Below are 22,932 nucleotides of genomic sequence, written 5' to 3' on the forward strand. Positions count from 1 at the left end.
GGAGAAAGGGCGAAGGGGAGAAAGGGAGAAAGAGAAAAGGACGAAGGCACGAAGAGAAGAAGAAATCAGTAACCAGCAATAAGAGACAAGAAACAAGAGACAAGAAACAAGAGACAAGAAACAAGAAACAAGAGACAAGAAACAAGAAACAAGAGACAAGACAAAAAACACTAGCAACCAGCAACAAAGTATGACAACCGAATGACAATTGTATGACCTAAATCAAGCAACCAGTAACCAGCAACACAAAACATTGAACCTTGAACTATGAACCTTGAACAAAATATTTAACCGAGTAGTAACAAAAACAAACGCCTATGGAAAAACAGCAAGCAAGCCTTTAAAATTGAAAATGCCTTTGAAACATCAGATGGGTTTTTACGGACCCAGATGAAAAAACGAAAGCCGGGTTTTTACGGACTCAGGCAATCAACAAAAAGACGGGTTTTTACGGATCCGGCTTATTAAGCAAAAAAGGGTTTTTACGGACCCAAAAACATGTTAAACTTTAAAAAACAATTAGTCATGGAATCTTTATTAAACACTACATCAGATTATCAGCCATTGCAAAGCAACAGGCAAAATCACAATTTCAACAACAATTCATTAACACTAAATTTTACAATTATGAAAAAACAAATGGTTTTAATCATCGTGGCATTATTTGCAAGTATTTCTGTAGTATTCGGTCAGGGAGCAACCCAGGGTTCAGGACCCAGACCATTAACCGACTGCGAAACAGGACCGCTAAATCCTATTGCAGGTGTTCCTTATGAGTATTCAGCCGAGATAATTCCCGCTGGAGGTACCGCATACTGGTTTGCCACTTTTAATAACACATCTTTCATCTCAGGAGGCACGCTCACAGCCAACCAGGAAGCTGCTGGTGGCGACTTTATTGCAACAGGAGCCACCAACTATAGGAATAGCACACCAGGTGCGACTTCACCAACAACTACCACCATCACATGGAAATCTTCGGGCCTTGCACAGGTTGATGCTACCAATCCACTTTTCCTGGCTATCCATTACGAAGCCCCTGACATGATTGGCTGCGCTGATAACCTCAAGGTTTACCGTATCAATCCAATCAATGCTTTTCTCGTAAATATCTTAAACATTGGAACCGCTGGCTACGATATTGATGCTGAATCATGTGTAAGTGATATTGAGAGTGCAGTGTATGACATGGTCAACAGTGAAATGATGTACGACTTTGGTCAGAATATACTGGCCTACGAAGTTGTAGCAGCAAACTTTACGGAATCCTATGATCTTTCATTGAGGATATTCGGTTTGGAAGATGACCAGACTGCCAATATTTACTGGAACTACGAAAACAATTTTACTACTGCGACTATGCTGGCCGGCGGTCCTTTTTTCAATACAACTGTTGCAGGCCCTACGGTTGAAACATTTGTGCCAAATACTCAAAATGGTGTTTCCGTATTCGTGTGGCTCGAAATCAACAACAATAATTATGAAGGTTTGAATGACACACCGATAACACTTGCTGTTGCAGGTATAAATTCAGCAAACCAGCCAAATGTACGTTGGGATGCCTGCGAAATTCCTGTTGATCTGATGGCTGATCTTGATGATGATAATGCACCGGATCATGCGCTTCATACATTAAAAGCCAGACCTACAGTACTGCCAGGCGGTGGCTTGAACTTCGAACCACAGGTTCAACCGTAACAGTTGAACATGGTATGGAGGCAACAGCAATTTGTGTTTAGCGTGGTGGAAGCAAGCTATGACATTTTCATAGTCCGTGGCTTGCAAAGGAGCTCAGATTGAGAACGCAAACTGTTGCTTACAGCAGATAATGAACGAGCCCGGAATGGGCGATGATATAAGACAACGGGCCTCCAGGAATTGAAGACGAGGCTGTTGGATACCAACGGATCAAAAGGCGCATATTGTGCCCGTTGTCAGACCAGGTTTTAACACCGCGATGCGGTAATTATATGTAAGGTTATGGATCACTGGACGAATGGGTTAAGTGTATTCCCGGGTGCCAATTACAAGCAGTCTGGCATTGGCAAGATGGGTAGTGTTTGGCTAAAGCTATGTGAACTCCAAACCCTTAACACAGTATAATTGAAACACTAAAGACATGATAATATGAGGTTTAAATTAATTCAGTTGCATCATAAAAGCAGGGGCCGCCCTCCCACCAGGATCAAAAGCAGGGAAGGTCTAATAGATTCAATATTTATGATTCAACATTCAAGATTGGAGAACCCGGATGCCCGCAGTAGGATTGGGAATTGGAAATGCGGGACATCGGGTTCGCGGGTTGGTTATTGTTTTGATGAATTACAATCTGCCAATACTTTAGGCAGGATGCGCTTGCCTTATGTCCCTCCTGCCAGGGACTGGGTGATCCATACCTGTCGCGGTAAAACCAAAGCATAACCAGACAGGCATAACCACATAGCTGATTTTATTGAAATGAACTATTGAAGATGAGTTATGGGAAATAGAATTCTGACATGAATAAAATAGCAACATTGAAATTGAAGATTTTCGTGATCGCCGGTAAATCGGCAATCTATCAAGAATTGATTGAGGTATAAATGACCACAATGAACAACGTAACATGAAAAAGAATATAACAAGGTCTGCTGCCAGCCAAAATTCTGGTATGCAGGATCAAAGCAAGAAAGATCAAAAAGAACGAATATGCATTGTTGAGAAAATTCAAGAGTTTCTTGAAATGGTAAGAAACCAGGTGCAAGCTCCCACCAGGGTGTGGGAAGCTTGCCCGTGGTTAACTAAAGTGGTGGGTGCTGATAGGCAAAACCCACAAGTAAAAAATTGATAACAAAGAATTTATATAAAATATATGTAGTTGTAAAATTTGAATTAGTGAATGTGAATTAGTGATTGTGTTGCCTACTGCTGAAGGTTTATCCGTAAGATTCCGGCAGCAACAGAGGCAGAAATTGGAGAAGGAAACCAGGGGTAGTGTCCTGGTGGAATTCATGACTAAGTGAGAAGGGTAGCAGGTGTTGGAAGTGATTAAAATAAGGTAAAGCTTGCCCGCCTGGCGTAAAACGGGCGGGTAAGCAAAAAACCTTAAAAAATGAAAAAATTGGTTCAAGCAATAATCTTTTAAACTTTATTATGAGACGGTTATTTATAAACTTAACGAGGTTGCTGTTCTTCCTGCTGCCTGCCCTGATGGCCATGGAACAATCCATGGCGCAGTCAGGCGTGGTGCATGCAGGCCATACCAGCGAGCTAAGCGTGGTCGTATTCGAAAACGACACCTACTATTGGGATATTTATTCTGATGTAGTTGGAGTAAATTTTGCGACCACTAATGGCAATTGCCCAATCACCGATGCATATTTTGTTGGTGGAAGCGTAGGTCCTACAGTTACAGTAATGTGGGAAACGCCGGGTATTTATTTCTATAAAGTTACCGCTCATACTGATGCAGGTTGTATGAACCTCAAGGTTGGCAAAATGGTAGTGCTTGAACCGCTGCCAACTGCAAGCTTTGTTGATGCGCCTCCGGTTTGTTACGGAGAAATGGCTGCACTAACCGTATTGTTCACAGGAACGCCGCCATTCAGTTTCACTTATACCGATGGTATTGACACATTAACTGTTGATAATATCACCGATTTCTCAACTGAGCTGTTGCTTACACCAACAGCTACAACCAGTTATTGGATTCTTAACGTGGAAGATGCCAACGGTTATCCGAACACAGCATTAGTAGGGCCTGCTGTTATAACTGTGAACCCATTGCCGCAGATCATCACAATCATCACAACCGATGCAGTAGATGCCCAGCCCAATGGAATGGCTGAGATTGTTGCCAGCAGCATGGCTGTACCACTTGAATATTCCATCAATGGGTTCGATTACCAGGATTCAAGGTTCATCACTGGCCTCGTACCGGGCAATTATGTTGTTTGGGTTCGCGATGCAAATGGATGTATTGCAAAAATGCCGTTCATCATCCAGAACATTGTTACCGGCGAAGTTGAACTGATAGCTGGAACAATTTCAAGATGTTTGAACTCCATCGTTGAAATACCGATTATTGCATTCGGATTTGAGGAAATTACCGGATTTACACTGGAGCTGGAATTTGATGATGAAATTCTCAATTTTATCAATATCACAAATATCCATCCTTCACTGCAAATAGGAATGATGAGCAGCTATAGTCCTAAAACAGGATCATTGGTTATTGCGTTCGAAACATCTGTTCCCATCACAATACCACCCGATGAAAGATTGCTCTATATGGAATTTGCCGGTATTGGAGCAGGAATGAGCCTACTCGATTGGCAATTGCCTACATGCGTCTTCCTAGCTGCCGGTGGTTACCCCATCCCAACCATTTATACACATGGAGCTGTTGAAATTCTGCCTTCGCCGCAACTATCAATTACCGGCGATGGAAGCTTCTGCGAAGGCACATGGCATTCGCTTAAAGCTGAATCAAAGGACAGCCAGAATGTTACTTATCAGTGGCAAGGTCCAAACGGTTTGACCCACAATGGTTCAGAATGGTCGCTCGGATATCTTGGCTTATTCCACACAGGTACATACACACTTGTTGCAATGAACAATTTTGGATGCGATACCATTGCTGAGCTCAATGTTGTTGTGAACCCGATTCCTGAAGTCAGTCTGGGTGGCGATGATATTTTGTGTATTGACGAACCGGTATGGCTCGAACCAGGAATTGGCTACATGGCTTACAAATGGCAGGATGGCAGCGTTGAAGCACAATATTATGCTATCAGCGACGGAGATTATTGGGTTGAAGTAACTGATGGCAACGGATGCGTCAACATTGCTGCTGTAACGCTGGTTCCATGTGATATTGAATTGCTGATCCCGAACGCCTTTACGCCCAACGGCGATGGTTTGAATGATGCATTCGGACCGGTAGTACCTAAGGTTCTGCTCGAAAACTTCAACATGCTCATTTATAACAAGTGGGGTCAACTGCTTTACGAAACCGATGATATTACAAAAGGCTGGGATGGTACTTTCAATGGTGAGCCAAGCCAGATGGATGTTTACTCATACGTGATTACGTACGAACTGCCGTCTTACTTCCACGACCGCACCCTGCGCCGCGTAATGGGAAGCGCAATGTTGTTGAGGTAAAAACAAAAATCCGTCCGACCGCTCCAGGCGGTCTGACGGATATGATGTGATCAGAATTTTGCAACCAGCGTGCTTATTTGTCTGGCGGAATTACAAATTCCGCGTAGCCTGAAACCTCTACGAGGTATTTGTATTAATTGGGTTACTTTTTACTACAATACTTTATCGCCTGCAGCGAATCTGCTTCGTAGTGATACGAGTTCCGCGTAGTAGTGGATAAACAAGTGTTATCCGGACACTACTGATTTTAAATCAAATCTTTGCGCCTCCCGATAGCTATCGGGAGCGTCCTGGCGGTAGGAATTATTCAGGCTATATTCAGGATGGTTTAAAACCCGTTTAACTGCATCGTAACCGTTGGGATCAGCAAAAGAAACCCAAGAATAATGAGTGTTACCAGCATCGGGATCACCCATTTCACCCATTTTTCGTAAGGCACGCGCGCAACACCAAGTGCCCCGATCAACACTCCGGAAGTGGGGGTAATCATGTTTGTGAACCCATCGCCAAACTGAAAAGCCATCACAGTAGCCTGACGTGAAATACCTATCAAATCAGAGAATGGAGCCATGATAGGCATCGTAATGGCAGCTTTTGCCGAACCGGAAGGGATCACAACATTTATGACCGTTTGAATGGCATACATCACCCCGATGGACGCAATATCGCCAAAGTCTGACATTGATTTAGAGAGCCCGTACAAAATGGTGTCAATGATACCACCATCTTCAAGGATCACAATAATGCCGCCCGCTAAGCCCACAATAACCGCTGCCCCAAGAATGTCTTTCACACCTTCAAGGAATAACCTTGCAATTTTATCGGCAGAATGCGACATTGACAGGCCGGCGCTAATACCCATGGCCATAAACAAGGTGGCTATTTCCATTACATACCAGCCATAACCCATCACACCGATAATCAGGTAGAGGATCGTAAATGCCAGAAGATGGAGAATAAAAAAGTGAACTGATTTTCTTAGAGTTATCAACCCGCCGATTGCAAAAAGAACTGCTGAAATCGGAATGACACTGATTGTAATACTTGAATTACCAACCGTAAGTGTGGAAACCGGGTAAATAAATGAAAAGATAATCAATGCAGTTTGAACCAACCCAAAAACAATCCATGCAGATAAGGGTGTGTGATATTCTATTTTCTCCAGATCTCCTTCGGCTTTTTCGCGCCAATAGGCATCTTCTTCATAAACAGGTGAAAGCCGTGGATTTTTCTTAACCCTGTGAGCATAATAAAGTATGAACGATATACCGGCGAGGTTCAGCACTACCCAACAAAAAATCCTGTATTCTATTCCGGAAAAAAGTGGAATATCGGCTAGTCCCTGTGCGATGCCAATGGTGAAAGGATTTAGGATCGCACCTGCAAAACCAATATGTGCTGCCACATAAACCATGCAAACACCTATAATGGAATCATAACCCATTCTGATTGCAAGTGGAACAAGGATGATGACAAAAGCAATGGTTTCTTCGCTCATTCCAAAAACCGCCCCGAAAACACTGAACATAAGCATGATCAAAACCAGGACGATGTTGTTCATGCCTAGTTTTCGGATCAGTTTATAACGCTCAAGCCCACGGGTGAAACGAAGGAATGCAAAAATCCCAACATCAATTGCCCGGCTTTGGTTCATGATCCAGAATGCACCTCCTATCATTAAAATAAAAATGATAATGCCCGATTGTTTTACAAAACCTTTAAACAATGCAGCAAAAACCTGCCATGTCTGAATTTTGCCACCACTTCCGGCAGTTTCAATCATTTCGTCTGGCAGGTTGTGATCGTACCGGAAAACCATAACGGTTTGTTCCTTATCGTTTACTACTATTTTCTCACTTGTATATTTTCCTGGTGGTATGATCCAGGTGAGAACCGCGGCAATAAGGATGATAAAAAAAACGATGGCGAATGTGTGAGGTATTTTTTTGAACTTCAGCATAGGCAAGTTTTAATAGTGATTGTATCAGGCAAACAAATCTTTATTTTCAGATCGCTTCAATTACGCGCGGTACCAAGGTCATATCTTTTTCTATGGCATTTCCCATAACAACCATATCAGCACCGGAATTGAAGGCAGCAACAGCTTTTTCAGTTGTATTAATGCCACCACCTATAACCAATGGAATATCTATGGATTTGCTTACTGTGGTTATCATACTTTCTGAAACCGGTGTGTTGGCTCCGCTGCCGGCATCCATAAAAATCAGCTTCATACCCAGCATTTCACCGGCCATGGCGGTGCATGCTGCAATATCATCTTTATCAGCAGGAATAGGCACCGAATTGCTCATGTACGAAACCGTTGTAGGTTTCCCACTTTCGATCAGCATATAGCCTGTTGAAATTACCTCAAGATTACTCAGTTTCAGGTAAGGCGCTGAAATAACATGCCTTCCAATCAACATTTCAGCATTGCGACCCGAGATGAGAGAAAGGAAAAGGATGGCATCTGCCTTTGTACTCATTTGAAGGGTGTTGCCAGGAAACAGGATAACCGGAATGTCAGAATGATCCTTGATTATTTTAATGCACTGATCAAGAGAATTATGGGTGAGCAGGCTGCCACCAACAAAAAACCAGTCAATGCCCGATTGCTGACCGATTTGAGCTAAAGTCTTAACCTGATCCGAACTCAGCTTGTCGGGGTCAACCAATACAGTAAATTGTTTTTGCCCTTGTTTTTTCCGGCTCAACATTGATTTGTAGAAATCCATAGCGGAAGCTTAATTGAGTAGTTGATTTTTTTTGCGAATTTACATAAACTTGTCAGGAACAGACAAAATTTGATAATTCCTGAATATTAGGGCTAAACTTGAACCAATGACAATAAAGTTTTTATAAATTTGCACCCCGTTTTGAATAATCTCTCCGTAGCTCATCCCGATAACTATCTGGAGGTAGAGCATCAGGTAGGCAGGTTTATAAAAAGTTCGTTATTTGAAAATAATAAAATCTCTCCGTAGCTCAGTTGGTAGAGCAGATGACTCTTAATCATCGGGCCGAAGGTTCGAGTCCTTCCGGGGAGACAAAGAAGAAGGGACGAGGGAAAAGGGGCGAGGGGCGATTGATGAGGTAGCGTGATTGTTTAATCTCCCAAAAGGCACTTACAATTTAGGGCTTGCCAATATTGCATATGCGGGATAACTTTTGATTCGTTTAACCAATCCGCCTGGCGGCGAGGCAGGTTCAGATTTTTGCCAACTGTCAACTGCCATTTGTCAACTTAGAACGGTGGAATATATAGTTCTTTAGTAAAATATAGATCGGGGTGTGGCGCAGTTGGCTAGCGCGCTACGTTCGGGACGTAGAGGTCGCGAGTTCGAGTCTCGCCACCCCGACTTTCATCAGCCACTTTTGCTCATCCCGTTCCGATACCTATCGGAAGCTATCAGGAGATAGATCAGCAAAAAAATAGTTCTTAAAATATATCAGCCACTTTAGCTCAGTTGGTAGAGCAGCGCATTCGTAATGCGCGGGTCGGGGGTTCGAGTCCCCTGAGTGGCTCAATTTCAGATTTTTATACATTTTTCCTCATCCTCCCTGCTGCTTAAATCATTGATTTTATCTTTTACCCGCTTGGGCCAAGTCATAATTTTGTAAATCAAGAATAAATTGCTGTTGCTGTTTTTGGTGTTACACCCGGTTGCTGTCAATTGAATGACTCATGATTATGGGGTGAATTTATATAAGCAAAATGTGCCAGCAACTTTTGAAAACCCCATTATCATCAACTTCAACGGGTCGGCCTGGGACGAGGGCAGGAAAATGGCCAGCAATCCAAATTTCGATTTCAACACCATTGATATTCCCGCAAAATGCAAACTCATCACCGCCATCGTCCGCAGCGATCGCTTCTGTGATGGTGCACTGATTGAGGCTTTTGAATCGGGGTTGATGCTGAGGATATTAACCTCGATCAAGGCTCAACTGGAATCGGAATCAATAGATTCTTAGAATACAACAACTTACTTGTAGACGTCTGTCATTTTTTCAATTTTCGCCCGCATTTCCTCCCGCAGCGGAACCGGCTCCAGCACTTCAACCCCTTTGCGGCTGAAAAATAATCAAATCTGGGAAACAATGAAGCTTTTGATAAGATCAAAGAAATGGAGTAAACCCTGATGATTGTTTTGAAGGCGAGAATAATATCTTTGCAAAATGATTTATAGTATTCTAATTGATCCCATGCTAAACTCTTCCCATACAAGGGCAGCTTCGCTTATAAAAGAACACAGCAATGTGCTGGATGTAGCTTGTGGCCCTGGAGCGCTTACATTGATGATAACAATGATTGCGGAAACCAAGGTAACCGGTATTGATCTTGATCCCAATATGATCAAGTATGCTGAAAGGAAGGTGAGAAAGAAAGCCATAAGAAATGCTAGGTTTTTGCTGATGGATGCCACTGACCTCACTCAGTTCAATGATAAGGAATTTGATGTAGCGGTCATTTCTCTGGCCCTTCATCAGTTTAGCCCTGAAGCTGGACTGAAAGTGCTACAGGAAATGAAAAGGGTCGCCAAAAGCATCATCATTGTGGACTATGCCTATCCTATTAAAGCAGGATTCTACAGGTGGTTCACCTGGACGATTGAATGGCTTGCCGGAGGTGATCATTACTGTAACTTCAAACAGTATCAGAAAAATGGCGGAATGGATACTCTTCTTCATCAGGCCGGACTACGTGTCAAAGAGAGATATTTGCAAGGAAAGGGGACCTTGATGGTAAGTCTGTGTGAGTTTTGAGATTAAACCTCATCTGTAAGCTCAACCCCAATCCAAATCATTCAAACAAAAACCCTACAGTTACAGCAATCCGGTTGTAATGATTTTCAACTATTCTGGTGGTGCCTGGTTCCCATTCGCTGGTTGTCTTGTAGGATAATTTCTGAAAGCGATAGGCAATACTGAATGTGAAAGCTGAATTTTTTGAAATTCCTGCCCTAATCCCAGCACCTACACTTAGCAAAGGCCCTCCGAAATTTCTTCTTACCAGGTTGCCCCAGTTGTTATTTGGATTTCGTTCAAGTGTTATAGCATAGCCAGCCTGAGCAAGCAAATAGGGGGAAAAACCTGCATCATGAAAATAATACCTGGCATCAGCAAAGACAGGAACCACGCCCCAGTCAAAATACTCATAGCCAATACCAACTCCTCCTGAAATGCCTGAATTGACCTTCATGCCGTGAACCATGGTCAAAGATGGAATTGGGAAATTTTCATATCCAAACAAGAGCCCAAAGCTGCTTATGTTTACATAACCTCTTTCTTTTGATGAAAAATATTTGTCGCCAAAATATCTTCCGGTGCTGTCAATCTCATGAGGTTCATAAAACCATATACCACAATCATTGGATATTTTGAGACCCCGGATGCTGTCGTTCTGAATAATGTGACCGGTAACAACTGAACCATTTCTTAAATAAACGGCATCGCCACGAAGCTTTTGGGCTGCTACCCATTTGAACGGGAGCAGCCCAATAACCATAACGAGTATTAACCAAAAATTAAAGCGGGGAAAGCGCACAATGCAATATTTATTGTTTTCGTGTTACCGTGATTGAACTGAGCAGAACAAGGTTGTTCAGATCAGTGTAATCATATTGATATAAACCATCAGCGCCAATCAGCATTAAAACACCGCCCAGCGGAATCACGTCGTAAGTTTTAATCCCGGGAAAATGAGCCAATTGGTGAAGATGGATATTCATCGGATCGGTAGCATCGTAAACTTTCAGACCGGCATCACCATCGCAGATAAACAGTACATTGTCATCAATGCCAAGTCCGTGGGGATTATACAAAGGGTATGTTTTTACTAAGAAGGGATTGGTAATGGATGAAATATCCACAACATCCAACTGATTGGTAAACCCGAAGCAATTATTACCTGAACGCAGGGTTACATAAGCGTAATTTCCTTGCACAGCTACCGGATCGCAGGAATTGATGTGGTCAAATGCTGAAATATAAACCGGATTGGCCGGATTGCTGAGTCCGTAAACCAGCATGCCTGTAGTGGTTCCAAGGAAAAGTTTGTTATCGTATGGGAAAATGGTTTCCACAACCCTATCAAGTGAGATTGAAGTTGAAGCTGCTATTCCGGGAATATTGGAAATATTGAAAAGCTTGAGCGCATTATTATGAACCGTATACATATAATCGTCAAAAATGGTGAAGCGGGCCATTGAGCCGCTAATCCCTGTGCCACCAGATGAGTTGAAGCTTAATTCCTGTGAGGCAAAGCGGGGTATGCCCATGCCATCAAACTGTACAAAATCCTTGTTATGACTTGAACCCCTTTCAATGGTTTCGGTATGTTCCTTTACTTCCCAGCCAACAACCACGCCTTTTGTGAAATCAAGTTCAGAAATTGGCAGGGCAATATCCATCGGCGGTAAAACATTTGGGAAAGCATTTTGCAAACGGTCCACTTCTACCGGATTATTAGGATCGGTAATATCTATTGCCACCAGGTCAATATGGCTGTCGGCAAAGAGAATATTTCCGCGTATGGCCATGTCGTAATTTCCGGGAACCTGGATGAAAGCGATAACATTTGGTGAAGATGGATTGGTGTTGTCAATCACATGGATGCCTGCCCCGGTTTCATTGATATATAGCAGGTTGTCTTTGAAATATATTTTGCCGGGACTGTTGAGTTGCCTGGCAGGTTCCTTTTTCACTGAGCCTCTGAACTCTTCAAAGCTCATATAAACAGGAACATTGGCGGTGTAGGTAACTTTTTCGTAAACCTTATCCTGGCAGCCGCTCAGAAACACTATAAAGAGCAGCACTGATGAAAGAAGCGCAGGAACTAATTTTTTCGTTTTCATGGATATTGATTTTAAAATTGGTTCTTCGATTTATAGTAAATAAATGAATCGTTATGAAGTATCAAAAAACGTTAAAGTTGAAATTTCAAACCTGTTTGCAGCGAAGGCCAGATTGCGCTGGAACTCCTGATGTTGTAAGGTTGTGTCTGGTTCAAGAAAAAGACCTGAAGGCCAGGCTGGGCATACAAACTTAACAATTTGCTTAAGCGGTATTCAAAGCCAATGGCAGTGAGCGATGAAACCTGAACTCCTTCAGCCATATAAATACCTTGTTCAGTGCTTTTCAACACCTCCGAAACAAACATGTTGGTAGTATAACGAACCCTTATTGCTTTTTCAATTACCGCACCCTGAGATATATACATTCCAAACCGCTGTCCCTGAATCATGTTGAGTCTGATGGATACCGGTAGCCCAATATAATTCACTTCACTGCTGTAAAGGGTATATTCATCATTCTGCAGATTGGTTCTACTCGATGATTTCAGCTTGGTGTACAACAAACCGGATTCCATGCCCCAATTTTCGGAGAAGCTTCTGTGAATCAATAACCCAAAGGTAATGGGTTGTGAGTGCACAGTGTTTTCAACACTCGAAAAGTCTCTCGTTTCAGTTGAAAGTTTGGCCGAAAAAGGATCACCGCCAAAATTCGCATCCAAATTATCATAAGCCTCTGATGCGTCGGTAACTGCCTGACCCTGTATGGTTCCATAGCCTAAAGCCAGTTGCCATTTCTTCTCTTCAGGTTTTTCGGGAAGAAATTCTTCCGTAGCCAGCAGGCGTTCGACTTCTTCCAGTGCCGGAAGTTTTTGTTCAGCAACTACGGGTTCAGATTGAACCGCAATTTCAATGGGATCTGTTATTGTCAGATCTCCTGTGTAATCATCAACAGGTGGCTCCGGTTTTGGAGTAGGTTCGTTAATTTCAGCTAGCGAAGGATCAGATGATTTTTCTCTGGAAACTTCTGGTTTAAGTTTGGACGGTTCTTTGGTCCGATCCGATCCGCTTACCTTTTCTTTAGTTTCCTTTATTATTGAAGGTGTTTTTTCGGCTATTGTGGTTTCAGGAACCAATTGAGTTGAGGTCTCGGGAGTTGCATTTTCTGATTGATGCGAAACCCCAGAGGGATGTAACAATGCTGGGTCAGATGTACGGAACACCAGCCAACCGGTAACGCTGAAAAGCAAAAGTAATGAAGCAGCGGCGGCAAACCTGGCAAAAAGGATAATCCTCTTTTTGCGTTGCAAACCAGCTTCAATCCTGGACCAAACGGCTGGATCAGGCGATTGCATAAAATCCCCGAAAGATTCCCTGAATCCCTTTTCAAAACTGGTATGTCCGTTCTTTTCTGTCATTATTAGTTGCGTTCACCTATTCTTTTCTGAAGCCAGACTTTTGCCCTGGCGTATTGCGATTTGGATGTGCCTTCACTGATTTTGAGCATTTCAGCAATTTCCTGGTGCGAGTATCCTTCAATGGCAAACAGGTTAAAAACCGCTCTGAAACCTGCCGGCAGTGATTGGATATGTTTCAACAACTCTGCAGTTGTAAGTTGTTTGAATGCATCCGGGAAATCATCGCTAACGGAATAAGCCGTCTCAATGTTCGCGCTGTGTTTCAGCACATCACTCTTTCTCAATATTTCAAGTGCGGCATTTACCATTATTCTCCGAACCCAGCCATCAATTGAACCTTCTGATCTGTAGCTCTTAAGGTTCGTAAAAACCTTTATAAAGCCTTCCTGGAGAAAATCTTCCGCCATTTCAACATCCTCAGCATACCTCAGGCAAACACCCAGCATTTTGGGTGCGAAATACTCATAAAATTGCTTTTGAGCACTTCGCTTGCCATCAAGGCATCCTCTGATAAGTTGATCCATTTCCATCAGAGGATTGTATTGCTTAATGTTTTAACGTATGATACATGATGCAGCGGGGCATCAAAAGGTTGCATCGTATGGCTGCTAAGGTAAATTATCTTCATGTTGTTGCATCCGGGGTTCGCACAGGATTATAACGAAGAAGACAGGAAATTATCTTATGGCTTCGACCTTTTAATTCCGTTTCGCCGCCATAGAAAGAAACCTGTGATGGAAAGTGTGAGCAAAGATAATCCCATAAGGGTTATATAGGTAAGCTTAAAGTATTCATTATTTATCCCCAGCCAGCGGTCAATGAATGAACCATCGTGCAGGTGCTCAATCAGATCCGACCAGCGCTTGCCAACATAAAGCACGCTACCCGTACTGGCATCAAGCTGTATTTCTGTCAAATGGTTTTCGAACACAAATTTCACCATCCCTTTGTCTGGACGGGCATCAATCCGGGCAATGGTAGCTGAAATATTTTCTGAAACCGAATCATGCCAAACGCTTAAAGCAATTGTGCTCAGACTATCAAAGCTTAGCCATTCATTAATATTGGTTGAACTTCCTGACTTACTTTCCGGCAAGATCACTCCGGCGCTATGTTTTTTCCAGCCCAATAAAATTCCAGTGCCAGAAAGAATCAGAAAAAAAAATAGAAATATAATAGCAAAGATGCGATGGGTTTTACGGTGTAATTTCAGATTATTGTTGCCTTGCTTCTTACTTTTCATCAATTAGCGGATCTGGGAATAGATGTGATTCGTTTGCAAAAGTAAGACTTCTCCTGCGGTATTATTGGAATTTACTACTTTTAGGGTTTCAACCTGCTACTTGTCTTACAAAACTGAAACCCATGAAAATATTCTCATTATTAGTCATAGCCATGCTTATGATACAATTTTCAAATGCGCAGGATCGCGTTACCGGTAAAAGTTTCGCCACCCGGTCCGAAGTAATTGCCGCCAACGGAATGGCGGCAACCAGTCATCCATTGGCAACACAAATTGCGCTTGATATCCTCAAGCAAGGCGGCAGCGCTGTGGATGCAGCCATTGCAGCCAATGCTGCTTTAGGTTTGATGGAGCCCACCGGCTGTGGGATTGGTGGTGATCTGTATGCTATCGTTTGGGACGCCAACACACAAAAATTATACGGCTTGAATGCTTCCGGAAGATCACCGCAATCATTATCACTTGAATATTTCCGTGAAAAAGAAATCAAGCGAATTCCCGCTTATGGCCCGCTGCCTGTTTCGGTTCCCGGTTGCGTGGATGGCTGGTTCGAACTCCATCAAAAATTTGGGAAGAAGCACATGAAAGAAATTCTTTCGCCTGCGATCAGATATGCCGAACAGGGGTTTCCTGTTACGGAACTGATTGCTCATTATCTACAGCGTGGTGTAAGCCTTCATGGTGAGAGGTTCCCCAATGTGTATGAAACCTATACGCAGGATGGGAAAAACATTCCGCAAAAAGGTGATATTTTTAAAAATCCCTGGCTTGCTGAAACCTACCGACGAATTGGTGCTTACGGAAGGGATGAGTTTTATAAAGGAGAAACGGCAAAGGTGATGGTTGATTTTATTCTGGAGCAAGGTGGTTTTCTGAGTTTTGAAGATCTTGCAAACCACCATTCCGATTGGGTTGAACCAGTTTCAATCAATTATCGTGGCTACGATGTATGGGAATTGCCTCCAAACGGACAAGGAATCGCCGCATTACAAATGCTGAATATTTTGGAAGCTTATGATTTTACAAGCATTCCATTTGGCAGTGCCCGCCATATTCATTTGTTTGTTGAAGCCAAAAAACTGGCTTTTGAGGATCGCGCAAAATACTATGCCGATATGGATTTTGCAGATGTACCGGTTGAGTGGTTGATCTCAAAAGAATATGCTTCCCAACGCCGCTACCTTATTAATGAGGACCGTGCAGGAGTTTATGCTGCCGGTGAAAAGATGGATGGCGGAACAATTTACCTTACAGTAGCAGATATAGATGGCAATATGGTTTCGTTGATCCAGAGTAATTACCGCGGTCTCGGCTCTGGCATGGTTCCTCCGAAGCTTGGTTTTATGTTACAAAACCGGGGCGAACTTTTCAGTCTGGATGAAAACCACGCAAATGTTTTTGCCCCAGGCAAGCGGCCGTTTCATACGATCATCCCGGCCTTTGTTACAAAAGATGGTGATCCTTTCATGGCTTTTGGTGTGATGGGTGGAGATTTTCAGCCGCTGGGCCATGTTCAGATATTGATGAACATCATTGATTTCGGCATGAACCTTCAGGAGGCCGGCGATGCTCCACGCATCAGCCACAACGGCTTATCCGATCCCATTGGTTTGCCAAATCCCGGCAGGGGAGAGGTGGAACTTGAAACCGGATTTGACTATGAATCCATTCGTGAACTGATGCGGATGGGGCACAAGGTTGTTTTTATGGACGGAGGCTTTGGCGGTTACCAGGCCATCAAATATGATAAGGAAAGAAAAATCTATTTCGGCGCAAGCGAATCAAGGAAGGACGGGCAGGCAGCAGGATTCTAATATTTGCGATCACAGAACTTATCTCTCGTGGCTGATTTATGGTCATTGCTTTAAAGTAGCAATGAATACACGAATAGAATCTATAATTCGTGGCATTATGGGAAAACCCCGCCGGCACCTGAGCACCAGCGGGGTTAATCATCAATCATCGTATAGCAAAATGGAGTTAGTTTTAGATTTTCTGCGGTTGTGTTACGAAAACCTTAACCTTGTGCGGTTTACCCATGATTTTGCTTGTATTGCCATCACGTACATTGCCGGAACGACAATAAGTGTAAGGAAAGTTGCAAAAGTGAGCCCGAAAATAATTGTCCATGCCAGGGGTTTCCAGAAAGAAGCGCTATCGCCTCCTATGTAGAAATCCGGTTGGAAAGAAGTAAATAAACCCTGGAAGTCAATATTAATACCTAAGGCCAGCGGCAATAAACCAAGAATGGTAGAGGCGGCAGTGAGTAAAACCGGAGTGAGTCGGGTTGCACCAACTTCAATCAGTACTTCGCGCAGGTTACGATCAGGTTCTTCTTTCACTTTCAAATCAGCAAAGTCAATAAGAATGATGGCGTTTTTCACGACAATGCCAGCTACAGCTATAATCCCCATACCCGTCATGATTACTGATACGTCAAGCTGGAAAATTACAAGTCCAAGCAGCACACCAATTATGCTGAATAATACCTGTACCAACACTATGAAGGGTTTGCTAAGTGAGTTAAACTGGGTAACCAGAATTATAAAAATCAACCCGATGGCTACAAACATGGCCCAGCCGAGGAAACCTGCTGCTTCATTTTGATCGTCCTGTTCGCCTCCAAAAGCAACTTCATAACCTTCAGGCATTTCAAAACTGTTCATTTCCCGTTTCAGGCGGTTAACAATATCATTGGCATTGTAACCGGCAAGCACATTGCTGCCAAGGGTTATCATCAGTTTGTGGTCTTTACGGATGATACCGCCATAAGAGGTGCCAAATTCTACATCGGCAATGGCAGAGATAGGAATTTCCTTGTTTACTCCATTAGGGCCGCCACCCGGAAGTAAAATAGTCATATTCAGCAACCTTTGAAGATCATCACGGTAAGGTTCCTGCAGACGCAGCCGCACATCGTATTCATCTTCACCATCCCTGAATTTTGAGATTTCTTTCCCATAAAGCGCTGTGCGCATGGTCATACCAACATAAGCCGTGCTTACGCCAAGTTTATTGGCTTTTTCGCGATCAATGTTGATTATCAGCTCAGGGTTGCTTACTTCCATATCTGATTTAAGTTCCTCAATGCCCGGAATATTCAGCGATTCAATGTATTGTTTGACCCTTTCTGAAAGCGCAATCAGTTCAACGATATCTTCGCCGCTTATTTCAACAGCAACAGGCAATCCGGTGGGTGGCCCCATCTTATCAAAATCCACTACGATTTCAGCACCAGGTATGCCATGCAGATCTTTGCGGAACATTTCGACATACTGGCTGGTTGGCAACCCCTTACGATATTTGTATTCCACAAAGGATATTGTTACTTTGCCCAGTTTGGGTTGCGTGCTACGTTCAAAGAAATTCTGTCCAGCGCCTACGGCAACATTTGAAACAACAGATTCCACATCCGGGTTATCCCTGCCGAGTATTTCAAATACCTTGTCTTCCAGGATACGCGTTACTGAATCGGTAACCTCAATATCGGTTCCGGAAGGCATGCGCAGGTAAACATGAATATTGCCCGGGTCACCTTCAGGGAAAACCACAACTTTTGGTGTCTTAACGCCCAGTAAAAAAACAGAAGCAACCAGCAGTACCAGCGTTCCTACAATTACCATATAGGCATTGCTTCCGCGAAGCAGGAAAGCCAGGGTGCTACGGTATCCATCCATCATGCGTGGCAATACATGAGATTGGAAGCTTTTAATGAGGGGTTGCATCAAAAATTTTGTGACCAGAAATAGCAGAATGCCAAAAGTGATAAGATTGGCAAATAGCAAATTACCGCTGGCATACAATAATGAAGCAAGCGCAACAAGCACAAGTAATATGATAAGCAAGCGCCCATAGTTTGTTTTGCTGGCCGATCCACCACGGTATTTCATGAATGTGACCGCAAACACGGGGTTCATTACAAATGCCACAAACATAGAAGCCAGCAAGGTGAGAATAATAACTGCCGGAATATATTTCATAAATTCACCCATAATGCCCGGCCAGAAAAGCAATGGAAAAAATGGCGCCATGGTAGTAAGCGTTCCGGTAATGACCGGTATAGCTACTTCAGCAACCGCACGTTTGCTGGCTGGAACAATGGGCAGATCAGGCGTGGTCATATAGTGACGGTAAATATTTTCGACCACAACGATGGAGTTATCCACCACAATACCAAGTACAAGAATAAAAGCCATCAGAACCACCATGTTCATTGAGAAACCAACCAATGGAATGATTATAAAAGCACTGAGCATGGAAAGCGGAATGGCTGCGGCAACAAAGAGGGCATTATCAACACCCATGAAAAACATCAGCACTACAACTACTATAATGAAACCGAGGATGATCGTATTGAAAAGATCTTTCACGCTGTTGCGCGTCCACGTAGAGTTGTCGCCGGTGATTTGTATGGTTACATTGTCAGGCAGGCCTTCCTGGTATGTTGCCACAATCTCTTTGGCTTTGTCTACAGCATTGATGAGGTTGGCGCCGCCTTTCTTTATAACGTTCAGTGTAACCACGTCCGATCCCATCAGTCGGGCATAGCTTTCGCGGTCGGCATAACCGTCAGCAACTTCGGCTATGTCTTTCAAATAAAGCCCATCCTTGAGCAGGATGTTACCGATTTGATCCACTTCCTGAAATTCACCTACAATACGCATGGTCCTGCGCATTCCGCCCATACGGACAAAACCACTTGAAATGGTCATGTTTTCCATGGCAACAGCGTTTTCAACCTGCATGAAGGTGACTCCAGCCGCCTGCATCTTGTAAAGATCAATGTTAATCTGGATTTCGCGATCCAGTGCGCCAACAATATCTACACGGGTTACTTCTTCCAGTCCTTCAATAAGCTCCTGCAGGTCATCGGCATATTCTTTAAGTTTTACCAAACCCACATCTCCCGAAAGGTTAATATTTACAACCGGGAACTCCGAAACTTCTATCTTGCTGACTTCCGGATCATCCAGCAGGGTGGCAGGCAAATCACGTTTTGATTTATCAACAGCTTCGCGAACATCCTGGTAGGCCTGCATTTGGTTCGCAGAGGTTTCGAATTCAACAAATATTATTGAGAAATCCTGGATGGAATTGCTTGATACGTGTTTGATCCCATTAACCCCTTTGAGTTGTTTTTCAATAGGGCGGGTAACCAGGTTTTCCATATCCACCGGGGATGTGCCCGGGTAAATGGTTGAAACGGAAAAAAAAGGAAAAACCACTTCCGGCGAAAGCTCTTTCGGCGTGGACCGGTAAGCCATGATGCCCGCCACGATGACAAGCACGGTGAAGAAGTAAACTGTTTTTATGTTGTCGGCGGCGAATTCAGTGAGACGGAATCTACGATCTTTCATCAGTTGCTTTCTTTAATTGTGAGGTAATGATGTTTGAAAAATTTGGAGTTCTGGAGTGTTGGAGTAATGGATTAATGGAGTGATGTGTTTTTGCAGCCCCACTACTCCAACACTCCATTTTTCCATTCTTCCCTTTAATTAACTTTTTCGATCAGTTGACCGTCGGCGAGGTTTTGATGGCCGAACACAATGATGTTTTCCCCGGCTTTCACACCTTCGAGCACTTCCACACGGTTCGCATAAGTAAGGCCGGTTTTTACATCGCGGCGCTGTGCTACCATCTGGTTGTCTTTGTAATCAGCTACGAAAAGGAATTTGCCATGGCCGTTTTGCTGAACCGAATTCAGAGGCACACTGATGGCTTTGTAGTTCACATAATTATTGACAACCAGCACGGCTATCATATTTGGTTTTATGCCGGTCTCAGATTTCGGAATGCGCACTTCAACACTGAAGGTGCGGCTGTTGGGATCAATCACCTGGGTTACGGCATCAACCTTCAGTTGCAGCTCGCGGTTAAGCAGTGGAAAACGCACGATAACGGCGTCGCCGGGTTTTACGCTGTTAATGTAACTTTCAGATAGATTGGCTTTTACTTTCAGGTTTGACAACTCCACCACCCTGAATGCCGGGAAACCAGCGGCAGCCATTTCGCCTTCTTTGATGATTACTTCATCCACAGTGCCATTGATGGGTGAAGTGATACGAAACAGATTCAACTGCTCATTGAGGGTTGCAAGTTGTTTCTCCAGCGATTCTTTGTTAGCCTTTGCCTGCAGAAATTGCATTTCGCTGCCAATTTTCTGATCCCAGAGTCTTTGCTGGCGCTCAAACATGGTGGTGGCCAGTTCAAGCCCGGTTTCCACCTGCGAAATGCTTTTCTGAATTATTGTAGCATCCAGTTCGGCAAGCAGCTGCCCGCGTTTTACTGCACTGCCACGCGTTACATAGATACGTTGCACAATCCCAGGGCTTTCTGCCGGAACATTTATATTGCTTTCTGATTCCACATTTCCCTGCACTTCAACGAAATGCTTAAACTCATTGTTCCTTGCAGGTTCCAGTTTTACAGGGGTAAGCCTGACAGGGTTGGCATTATTTCCATTTTGAACTGACTGAGTTTCAAACTGGGCAATTTGCTGGTTGATTTTTTCTTTCTGGGCTTTCAGTTTTTCCAGTTGGGCTTCCGGGTTCGAACCGCAAGAAGCAAGCAGTAAACCTGCGATAAGAATAATTGCTGATGTTTGTAAGGTTTTCATTTCTTCTTTTTTGTGATACAGTGATGCCGTAATGCAGTGATACTGTAGTTTGGTTAATGATTGTGCTATTTAATTTATTTGGAATTTGTCTGTTGTAATTGGAATTTCTAAGTTTCCTAATCGCTAAATCAAGGCTGATTGCCAACTGCCAACTGCAACTGCCACCTTGTTTTACCTTCCCGAATGAAGCTTCTCTAACTCCGCTTTTGCATTCAACATATCAACCATGGCACGGAAATAATTGGTTTGGGTGCTCAGTAATTGGTTCTGAACCTGAGTCAAATCAAGGCTAGAAGCAATTCCCTCGCGGTACTTGATAGTAGTTTTGTTGAAGATTCTTTCTGATAGTTCAAGGTTTTTCTTCTCTGTCTGATAAGTATCATGAGCGGTTCGCAGGTTAAGCAACGACTGCTGAAAATTTAGCTGCAAACCTTCTGAAACCTGTGTTTTTATTGTACGTGTTTTTTCAAGTTCAAGGCGGGCTTTGCTCACCTGTGCCATACGCATGCCACTGCTGAAGATGGGAATGTTAATGCTCAGTCCTACTATTGTGGTTGGGAACCAATCCTGGCTGCTATCGAAAAGCTCGAACTTATTATTCATCCCGCTTTCCGAATAGGTAGCAAAAGCAGCCACTGATGGTAAATAGGTGCTGTTCTGCCGCCTCAGGCTCAGCTCGGCGAGACCTTCCTGGGTTTCCATCAACTGGAATTCAATATTGCTGGCAAGTTGAAAGTCTTTAATCATCACCTGAACAATACCATCCATATCAAGCATATCGCTAAGCTTATCAGTCAGCACGATTGTTTCATTCAGGTTGATGCCCATCTGGAATTTCAACAGCCGGTTTGCGATCTCAACCTGTGTAGCCAGGTTGTTGAGCGTGTTCTGAAGGTTGGCTTCAAGCAGCAGCATCTGATCCACATCTGTGTCTTCAATGAATCCAACTTTGAGCATGGCTTCCATTTCTTTGCGTATTAAAACCGTATTGGCCACCATTTCCTGCAGTATCTTATAACTTTCTTCGGCAACGAGCACCAGGTAATACGATTTGGCCACTGATTCCCGGATGTCGTTCTGGGACTTCAGCAAGGCTTTTTCTGACAGATCATAAAAAATGCGTGAAGCCTGTAAACCAACGATATATTCACCGCTGAAAAGCAATTGCGTTGCAGTTACACCCCAATCGGCGTTATGTGTGGCTCCGAACTGAACCGGAAAAAAACCAGCTTCAGGAACAGGTCCAATAGGATCAAGGCCAAACAAACCCTGGTTTACGCCCACCACTGCCGAAGTGAGGAAATCAGGCATCAACATCGTAGGAATATCTACCATGTTCTGATAATTCACCGTTCCACTGATTTGTGGCAGGCCAATGGCAGTGGTTTCCCAGATAGTCTTGCGGGCAATCTCGCGATCTGCCAGGGCATTCTTCACAGAATAGCTGTTTTTTACTGCATATTCACCGGCCTGCTGCAGGTTGAACGATCTGCTTTCCTGGTTCTGGGCAAAAGCGGAGAATTGAATGATACATGCTGTGCCAAGCAAAATGAGTTTGAAATTCATGGTTTTATGTAATAATGGTTCTGAAAAATAATTGCGGCAAAAGTAGAGAGCGTGCAAAAAGCCAAAAAGTAATTCCCGGTGAATGACGTTTTTTGAGGTGTGAATGGGCAAATTATGTCACTGATGATGTTTGGCGTATTCAACCAAACA

The 22,932-nt window shown here is 43.5% G+C and carries 17 protein-coding genes and 3 tRNA genes; 10 read left to right on the forward strand and 10 right to left on the reverse strand.

Annotated features, from left to right (window positions below; genetic code table 11):
- Nucleotides 1-525 precede the first annotated feature (525 nt).
- The 4 genes from IH597_00405 (at nucleotide 526) to IH597_00420 (ending at nucleotide 5,145) form a co-directional block, all read left to right on the forward strand.
- Nucleotides 526-1,698 carry a hypothetical protein gene (locus tag IH597_00405; protein ID MBE0660904.1) on the forward strand — a complete coding sequence of 391 codons (1,173 nt, stop codon included), beginning with the start codon at nucleotides 526-528 and terminating at the stop codon, nucleotides 1,696-1,698.
- Between the two features lie 522 nt (nucleotides 1,699-2,220).
- A complete protein-coding gene (locus IH597_00410) occupies nucleotides 2,221-2,421 on the forward strand; it encodes a hypothetical protein (GenBank protein MBE0660905.1) in 201 nt (66 codons plus the stop codon).
- Nucleotides 2,422-2,605: 184 nt separating this feature from the next.
- Nucleotides 2,606-2,827: a hypothetical protein gene (locus IH597_00415; protein ID MBE0660906.1), complete on the forward strand. Its 222-nt coding sequence runs from the start codon at nucleotides 2,606-2,608 to the stop codon at nucleotides 2,825-2,827.
- Nucleotides 2,828-3,132: 305 nt separating this feature from the next.
- On the forward strand, nucleotides 3,133-5,145 hold the full coding sequence (locus tag IH597_00420; protein ID MBE0660907.1) for a gliding motility-associated C-terminal domain-containing protein: 2,013 nt from the start codon (nucleotides 3,133-3,135) through the stop codon (nucleotides 5,143-5,145).
- A 328-nt stretch (nucleotides 5,146-5,473) separates the two neighbouring features.
- On the opposite strand, the gene IH597_00425 is transcribed toward IH597_00420, so the two are convergent.
- Nucleotides 5,474-7,105 (reverse strand): AbgT family transporter, encoded by a 1,632-nt coding sequence (locus IH597_00425; protein MBE0660908.1) that lies wholly within the window; start codon nucleotides 7,103-7,105, stop codon nucleotides 5,474-5,476.
- Between the two features lie 46 nt (nucleotides 7,106-7,151).
- Nucleotides 7,152-7,880 (reverse strand): geranylgeranylglyceryl/heptaprenylglyceryl phosphate synthase, encoded by a 729-nt coding sequence (locus IH597_00430; GenBank protein ID MBE0660909.1) that lies wholly within the window; start codon nucleotides 7,878-7,880, stop codon nucleotides 7,152-7,154.
- Nucleotides 7,881-8,119: 239 nt separating this feature from the next.
- Here IH597_00430 and IH597_00435 point away from each other — a divergent pair.
- The 5 genes from IH597_00435 (at nucleotide 8,120) to IH597_00455 (ending at nucleotide 9,912) form a co-directional block, all read left to right on the forward strand.
- A tRNA-Lys gene (locus tag IH597_00435) sits at nucleotides 8,120-8,192 on the forward strand.
- 238 nt (nucleotides 8,193-8,430) lie between these two features.
- Nucleotides 8,431-8,504 (forward strand) — tRNA-Pro (locus IH597_00440).
- 93 nt (nucleotides 8,505-8,597) lie between these two features.
- Nucleotides 8,598-8,670: transfer RNA gene (locus tag IH597_00445), tRNA-Thr, on the forward strand.
- Nucleotides 8,671-8,931: 261 nt separating this feature from the next.
- A complete protein-coding gene (locus IH597_00450; GenBank protein ID MBE0660910.1) occupies nucleotides 8,932-9,120 on the forward strand; it encodes a hypothetical protein in 189 nt (62 codons plus the stop codon).
- A 204-nt stretch (nucleotides 9,121-9,324) separates the two neighbouring features.
- The gene (locus IH597_00455; GenBank protein ID MBE0660911.1) at nucleotides 9,325-9,912 is read left to right on the forward strand and encodes a class I SAM-dependent methyltransferase; all 588 of its coding nucleotides are present in this window, start codon (nucleotides 9,325-9,327) and stop codon (nucleotides 9,910-9,912) included.
- Between the two features lie 37 nt (nucleotides 9,913-9,949).
- On the opposite strand, the gene IH597_00460 is transcribed toward IH597_00455, so the two are convergent.
- The 5 genes from IH597_00460 to IH597_00480 all read right to left on the reverse strand — a co-directional run bounded on the left by IH597_00460 (nucleotide 9,950) and on the right by IH597_00480 (nucleotide 14,600).
- Nucleotides 9,950-10,654 carry a hypothetical protein gene (locus tag IH597_00460; GenBank protein ID MBE0660912.1) on the reverse strand — a complete coding sequence of 235 codons (705 nt, stop codon included), beginning with the start codon at nucleotides 10,652-10,654 and terminating at the stop codon, nucleotides 9,950-9,952.
- 49 nt (nucleotides 10,655-10,703) lie between these two features.
- A complete protein-coding gene (locus IH597_00465; protein MBE0660913.1) occupies nucleotides 10,704-12,002 on the reverse strand; it encodes a hypothetical protein in 1,299 nt (432 codons plus the stop codon).
- Between the two features lie 71 nt (nucleotides 12,003-12,073).
- The gene (locus tag IH597_00470) at nucleotides 12,074-13,357 is read right to left on the reverse strand and encodes a hypothetical protein (GenBank protein ID MBE0660914.1); all 1,284 of its coding nucleotides are present in this window, start codon (nucleotides 13,355-13,357) and stop codon (nucleotides 12,074-12,076) included.
- 2 nt (nucleotides 13,358-13,359) lie between these two features.
- Nucleotides 13,360-13,887, reverse strand: a complete 528-nt coding sequence (locus tag IH597_00475; GenBank protein ID MBE0660915.1) for an RNA polymerase sigma factor — start codon at nucleotides 13,885-13,887, stop codon at nucleotides 13,360-13,362.
- Nucleotides 13,888-14,039: 152 nt separating this feature from the next.
- Nucleotides 14,040-14,600 carry a PepSY domain-containing protein gene (locus IH597_00480; protein MBE0660916.1) on the reverse strand — a complete coding sequence of 187 codons (561 nt, stop codon included), beginning with the start codon at nucleotides 14,598-14,600 and terminating at the stop codon, nucleotides 14,040-14,042.
- A 122-nt stretch (nucleotides 14,601-14,722) separates the two neighbouring features.
- Here IH597_00480 and ggt point away from each other — a divergent pair, with 122 nt between their 5' ends.
- Nucleotides 14,723-16,414, forward strand: coding sequence for a gamma-glutamyltransferase (ggt, locus tag IH597_00485; GenBank protein MBE0660917.1), 1,692 nt, complete (start codon nucleotides 14,723-14,725; stop codon nucleotides 16,412-16,414).
- Nucleotides 16,415-16,606: 192 nt separating this feature from the next.
- Here ggt and IH597_00490 read toward each other — a convergent pair whose 3' ends face one another.
- The 3 genes from IH597_00490 to IH597_00500 form a co-directional block, all read right to left on the reverse strand.
- On the reverse strand, nucleotides 16,607-19,957 hold the full coding sequence (locus IH597_00490; protein ID MBE0660918.1) for an efflux RND transporter permease subunit: 3,351 nt from the start codon (nucleotides 19,955-19,957) through the stop codon (nucleotides 16,607-16,609).
- 134 nt (nucleotides 19,958-20,091) lie between these two features.
- The gene (locus IH597_00495; protein ID MBE0660919.1) at nucleotides 20,092-21,216 is read right to left on the reverse strand and encodes an efflux RND transporter periplasmic adaptor subunit; all 1,125 of its coding nucleotides are present in this window, start codon (nucleotides 21,214-21,216) and stop codon (nucleotides 20,092-20,094) included.
- 171 nt (nucleotides 21,217-21,387) lie between these two features.
- Nucleotides 21,388-22,782, reverse strand: a complete 1,395-nt coding sequence (locus tag IH597_00500; protein MBE0660920.1) for a TolC family protein — start codon at nucleotides 22,780-22,782, stop codon at nucleotides 21,388-21,390.
- Between the last annotated feature and the right edge of the window lie 150 nt (nucleotides 22,783-22,932).

This window comes from Bacteroidales bacterium (genome assembly GCA_014860575.1).
Taxonomy (GTDB): Bacteria; Bacteroidota; Bacteroidia; order Bacteroidales; family JAAYJT01; genus JAAYJT01.

What these genes read in the sequence shown, in the direction of transcription:
- IH597_00495 (MBE0660919.1), bottom strand. Translation starts at nt 21,216, where the DNA reads ATGAAAACCTTACAAACATCAGCAATTATTCTTATCGCAGGTTTACTG.
- IH597_00425 (MBE0660908.1), bottom strand. Translation starts at nt 7,105, where the DNA reads ATGCTGAAGTTCAAAAAAATACCTCACACATTCGCCATCGTTTTTTTT.
- IH597_00450 (MBE0660910.1), top strand. Translation starts at nt 8,932, where the DNA reads ATGGCCAGCAATCCAAATTTCGATTTCAACACCATTGATATTCCCGCA.
- IH597_00475 (MBE0660915.1), bottom strand. Translation starts at nt 13,887, where the DNA reads ATGGAAATGGATCAACTTATCAGAGGATGCCTTGATGGCAAGCGAAGT.
- IH597_00455 (MBE0660911.1), top strand. Translation starts at nt 9,325, where the DNA reads ATGATTTATAGTATTCTAATTGATCCCATGCTAAACTCTTCCCATACA.
- IH597_00405 (MBE0660904.1), top strand. Translation starts at nt 526, where the DNA reads ATGGAATCTTTATTAAACACTACATCAGATTATCAGCCATTGCAAAGC.
- IH597_00465 (MBE0660913.1), bottom strand. Translation starts at nt 12,002, where the DNA reads ATGAAAACGAAAAAATTAGTTCCTGCGCTTCTTTCATCAGTGCTGCTC.
- IH597_00430 (MBE0660909.1), bottom strand. Translation starts at nt 7,880, where the DNA reads ATGGATTTCTACAAATCAATGTTGAGCCGGAAAAAACAAGGGCAAAAA.
- IH597_00410 (MBE0660905.1), top strand. Translation starts at nt 2,221, where the DNA reads ATGATTCAACATTCAAGATTGGAGAACCCGGATGCCCGCAGTAGGATT.
- IH597_00460 (MBE0660912.1), bottom strand. Translation starts at nt 10,654, where the DNA reads ATGGTTATTGGGCTGCTCCCGTTCAAATGGGTAGCAGCCCAAAAGCTT.
- IH597_00480 (MBE0660916.1), bottom strand. Translation starts at nt 14,600, where the DNA reads ATGAAAAGTAAGAAGCAAGGCAACAATAATCTGAAATTACACCGTAAA.
- IH597_00415 (MBE0660906.1), top strand. Translation starts at nt 2,606, where the DNA reads ATGAAAAAGAATATAACAAGGTCTGCTGCCAGCCAAAATTCTGGTATG.
- IH597_00490 (MBE0660918.1), bottom strand. Translation starts at nt 19,957, where the DNA reads ATGAAAGATCGTAGATTCCGTCTCACTGAATTCGCCGCCGACAACATA.
- ggt (MBE0660917.1), top strand. Translation starts at nt 14,723, where the DNA reads ATGAAAATATTCTCATTATTAGTCATAGCCATGCTTATGATACAATTT.
- IH597_00420 (MBE0660907.1), top strand. Translation starts at nt 3,133, where the DNA reads ATGAGACGGTTATTTATAAACTTAACGAGGTTGCTGTTCTTCCTGCTG.
- IH597_00500 (MBE0660920.1), bottom strand. Translation starts at nt 22,782, where the DNA reads ATGAATTTCAAACTCATTTTGCTTGGCACAGCATGTATCATTCAATTC.
- IH597_00470 (MBE0660914.1), bottom strand. Translation starts at nt 13,357, where the DNA reads ATGACAGAAAAGAACGGACATACCAGTTTTGAAAAGGGATTCAGGGAA.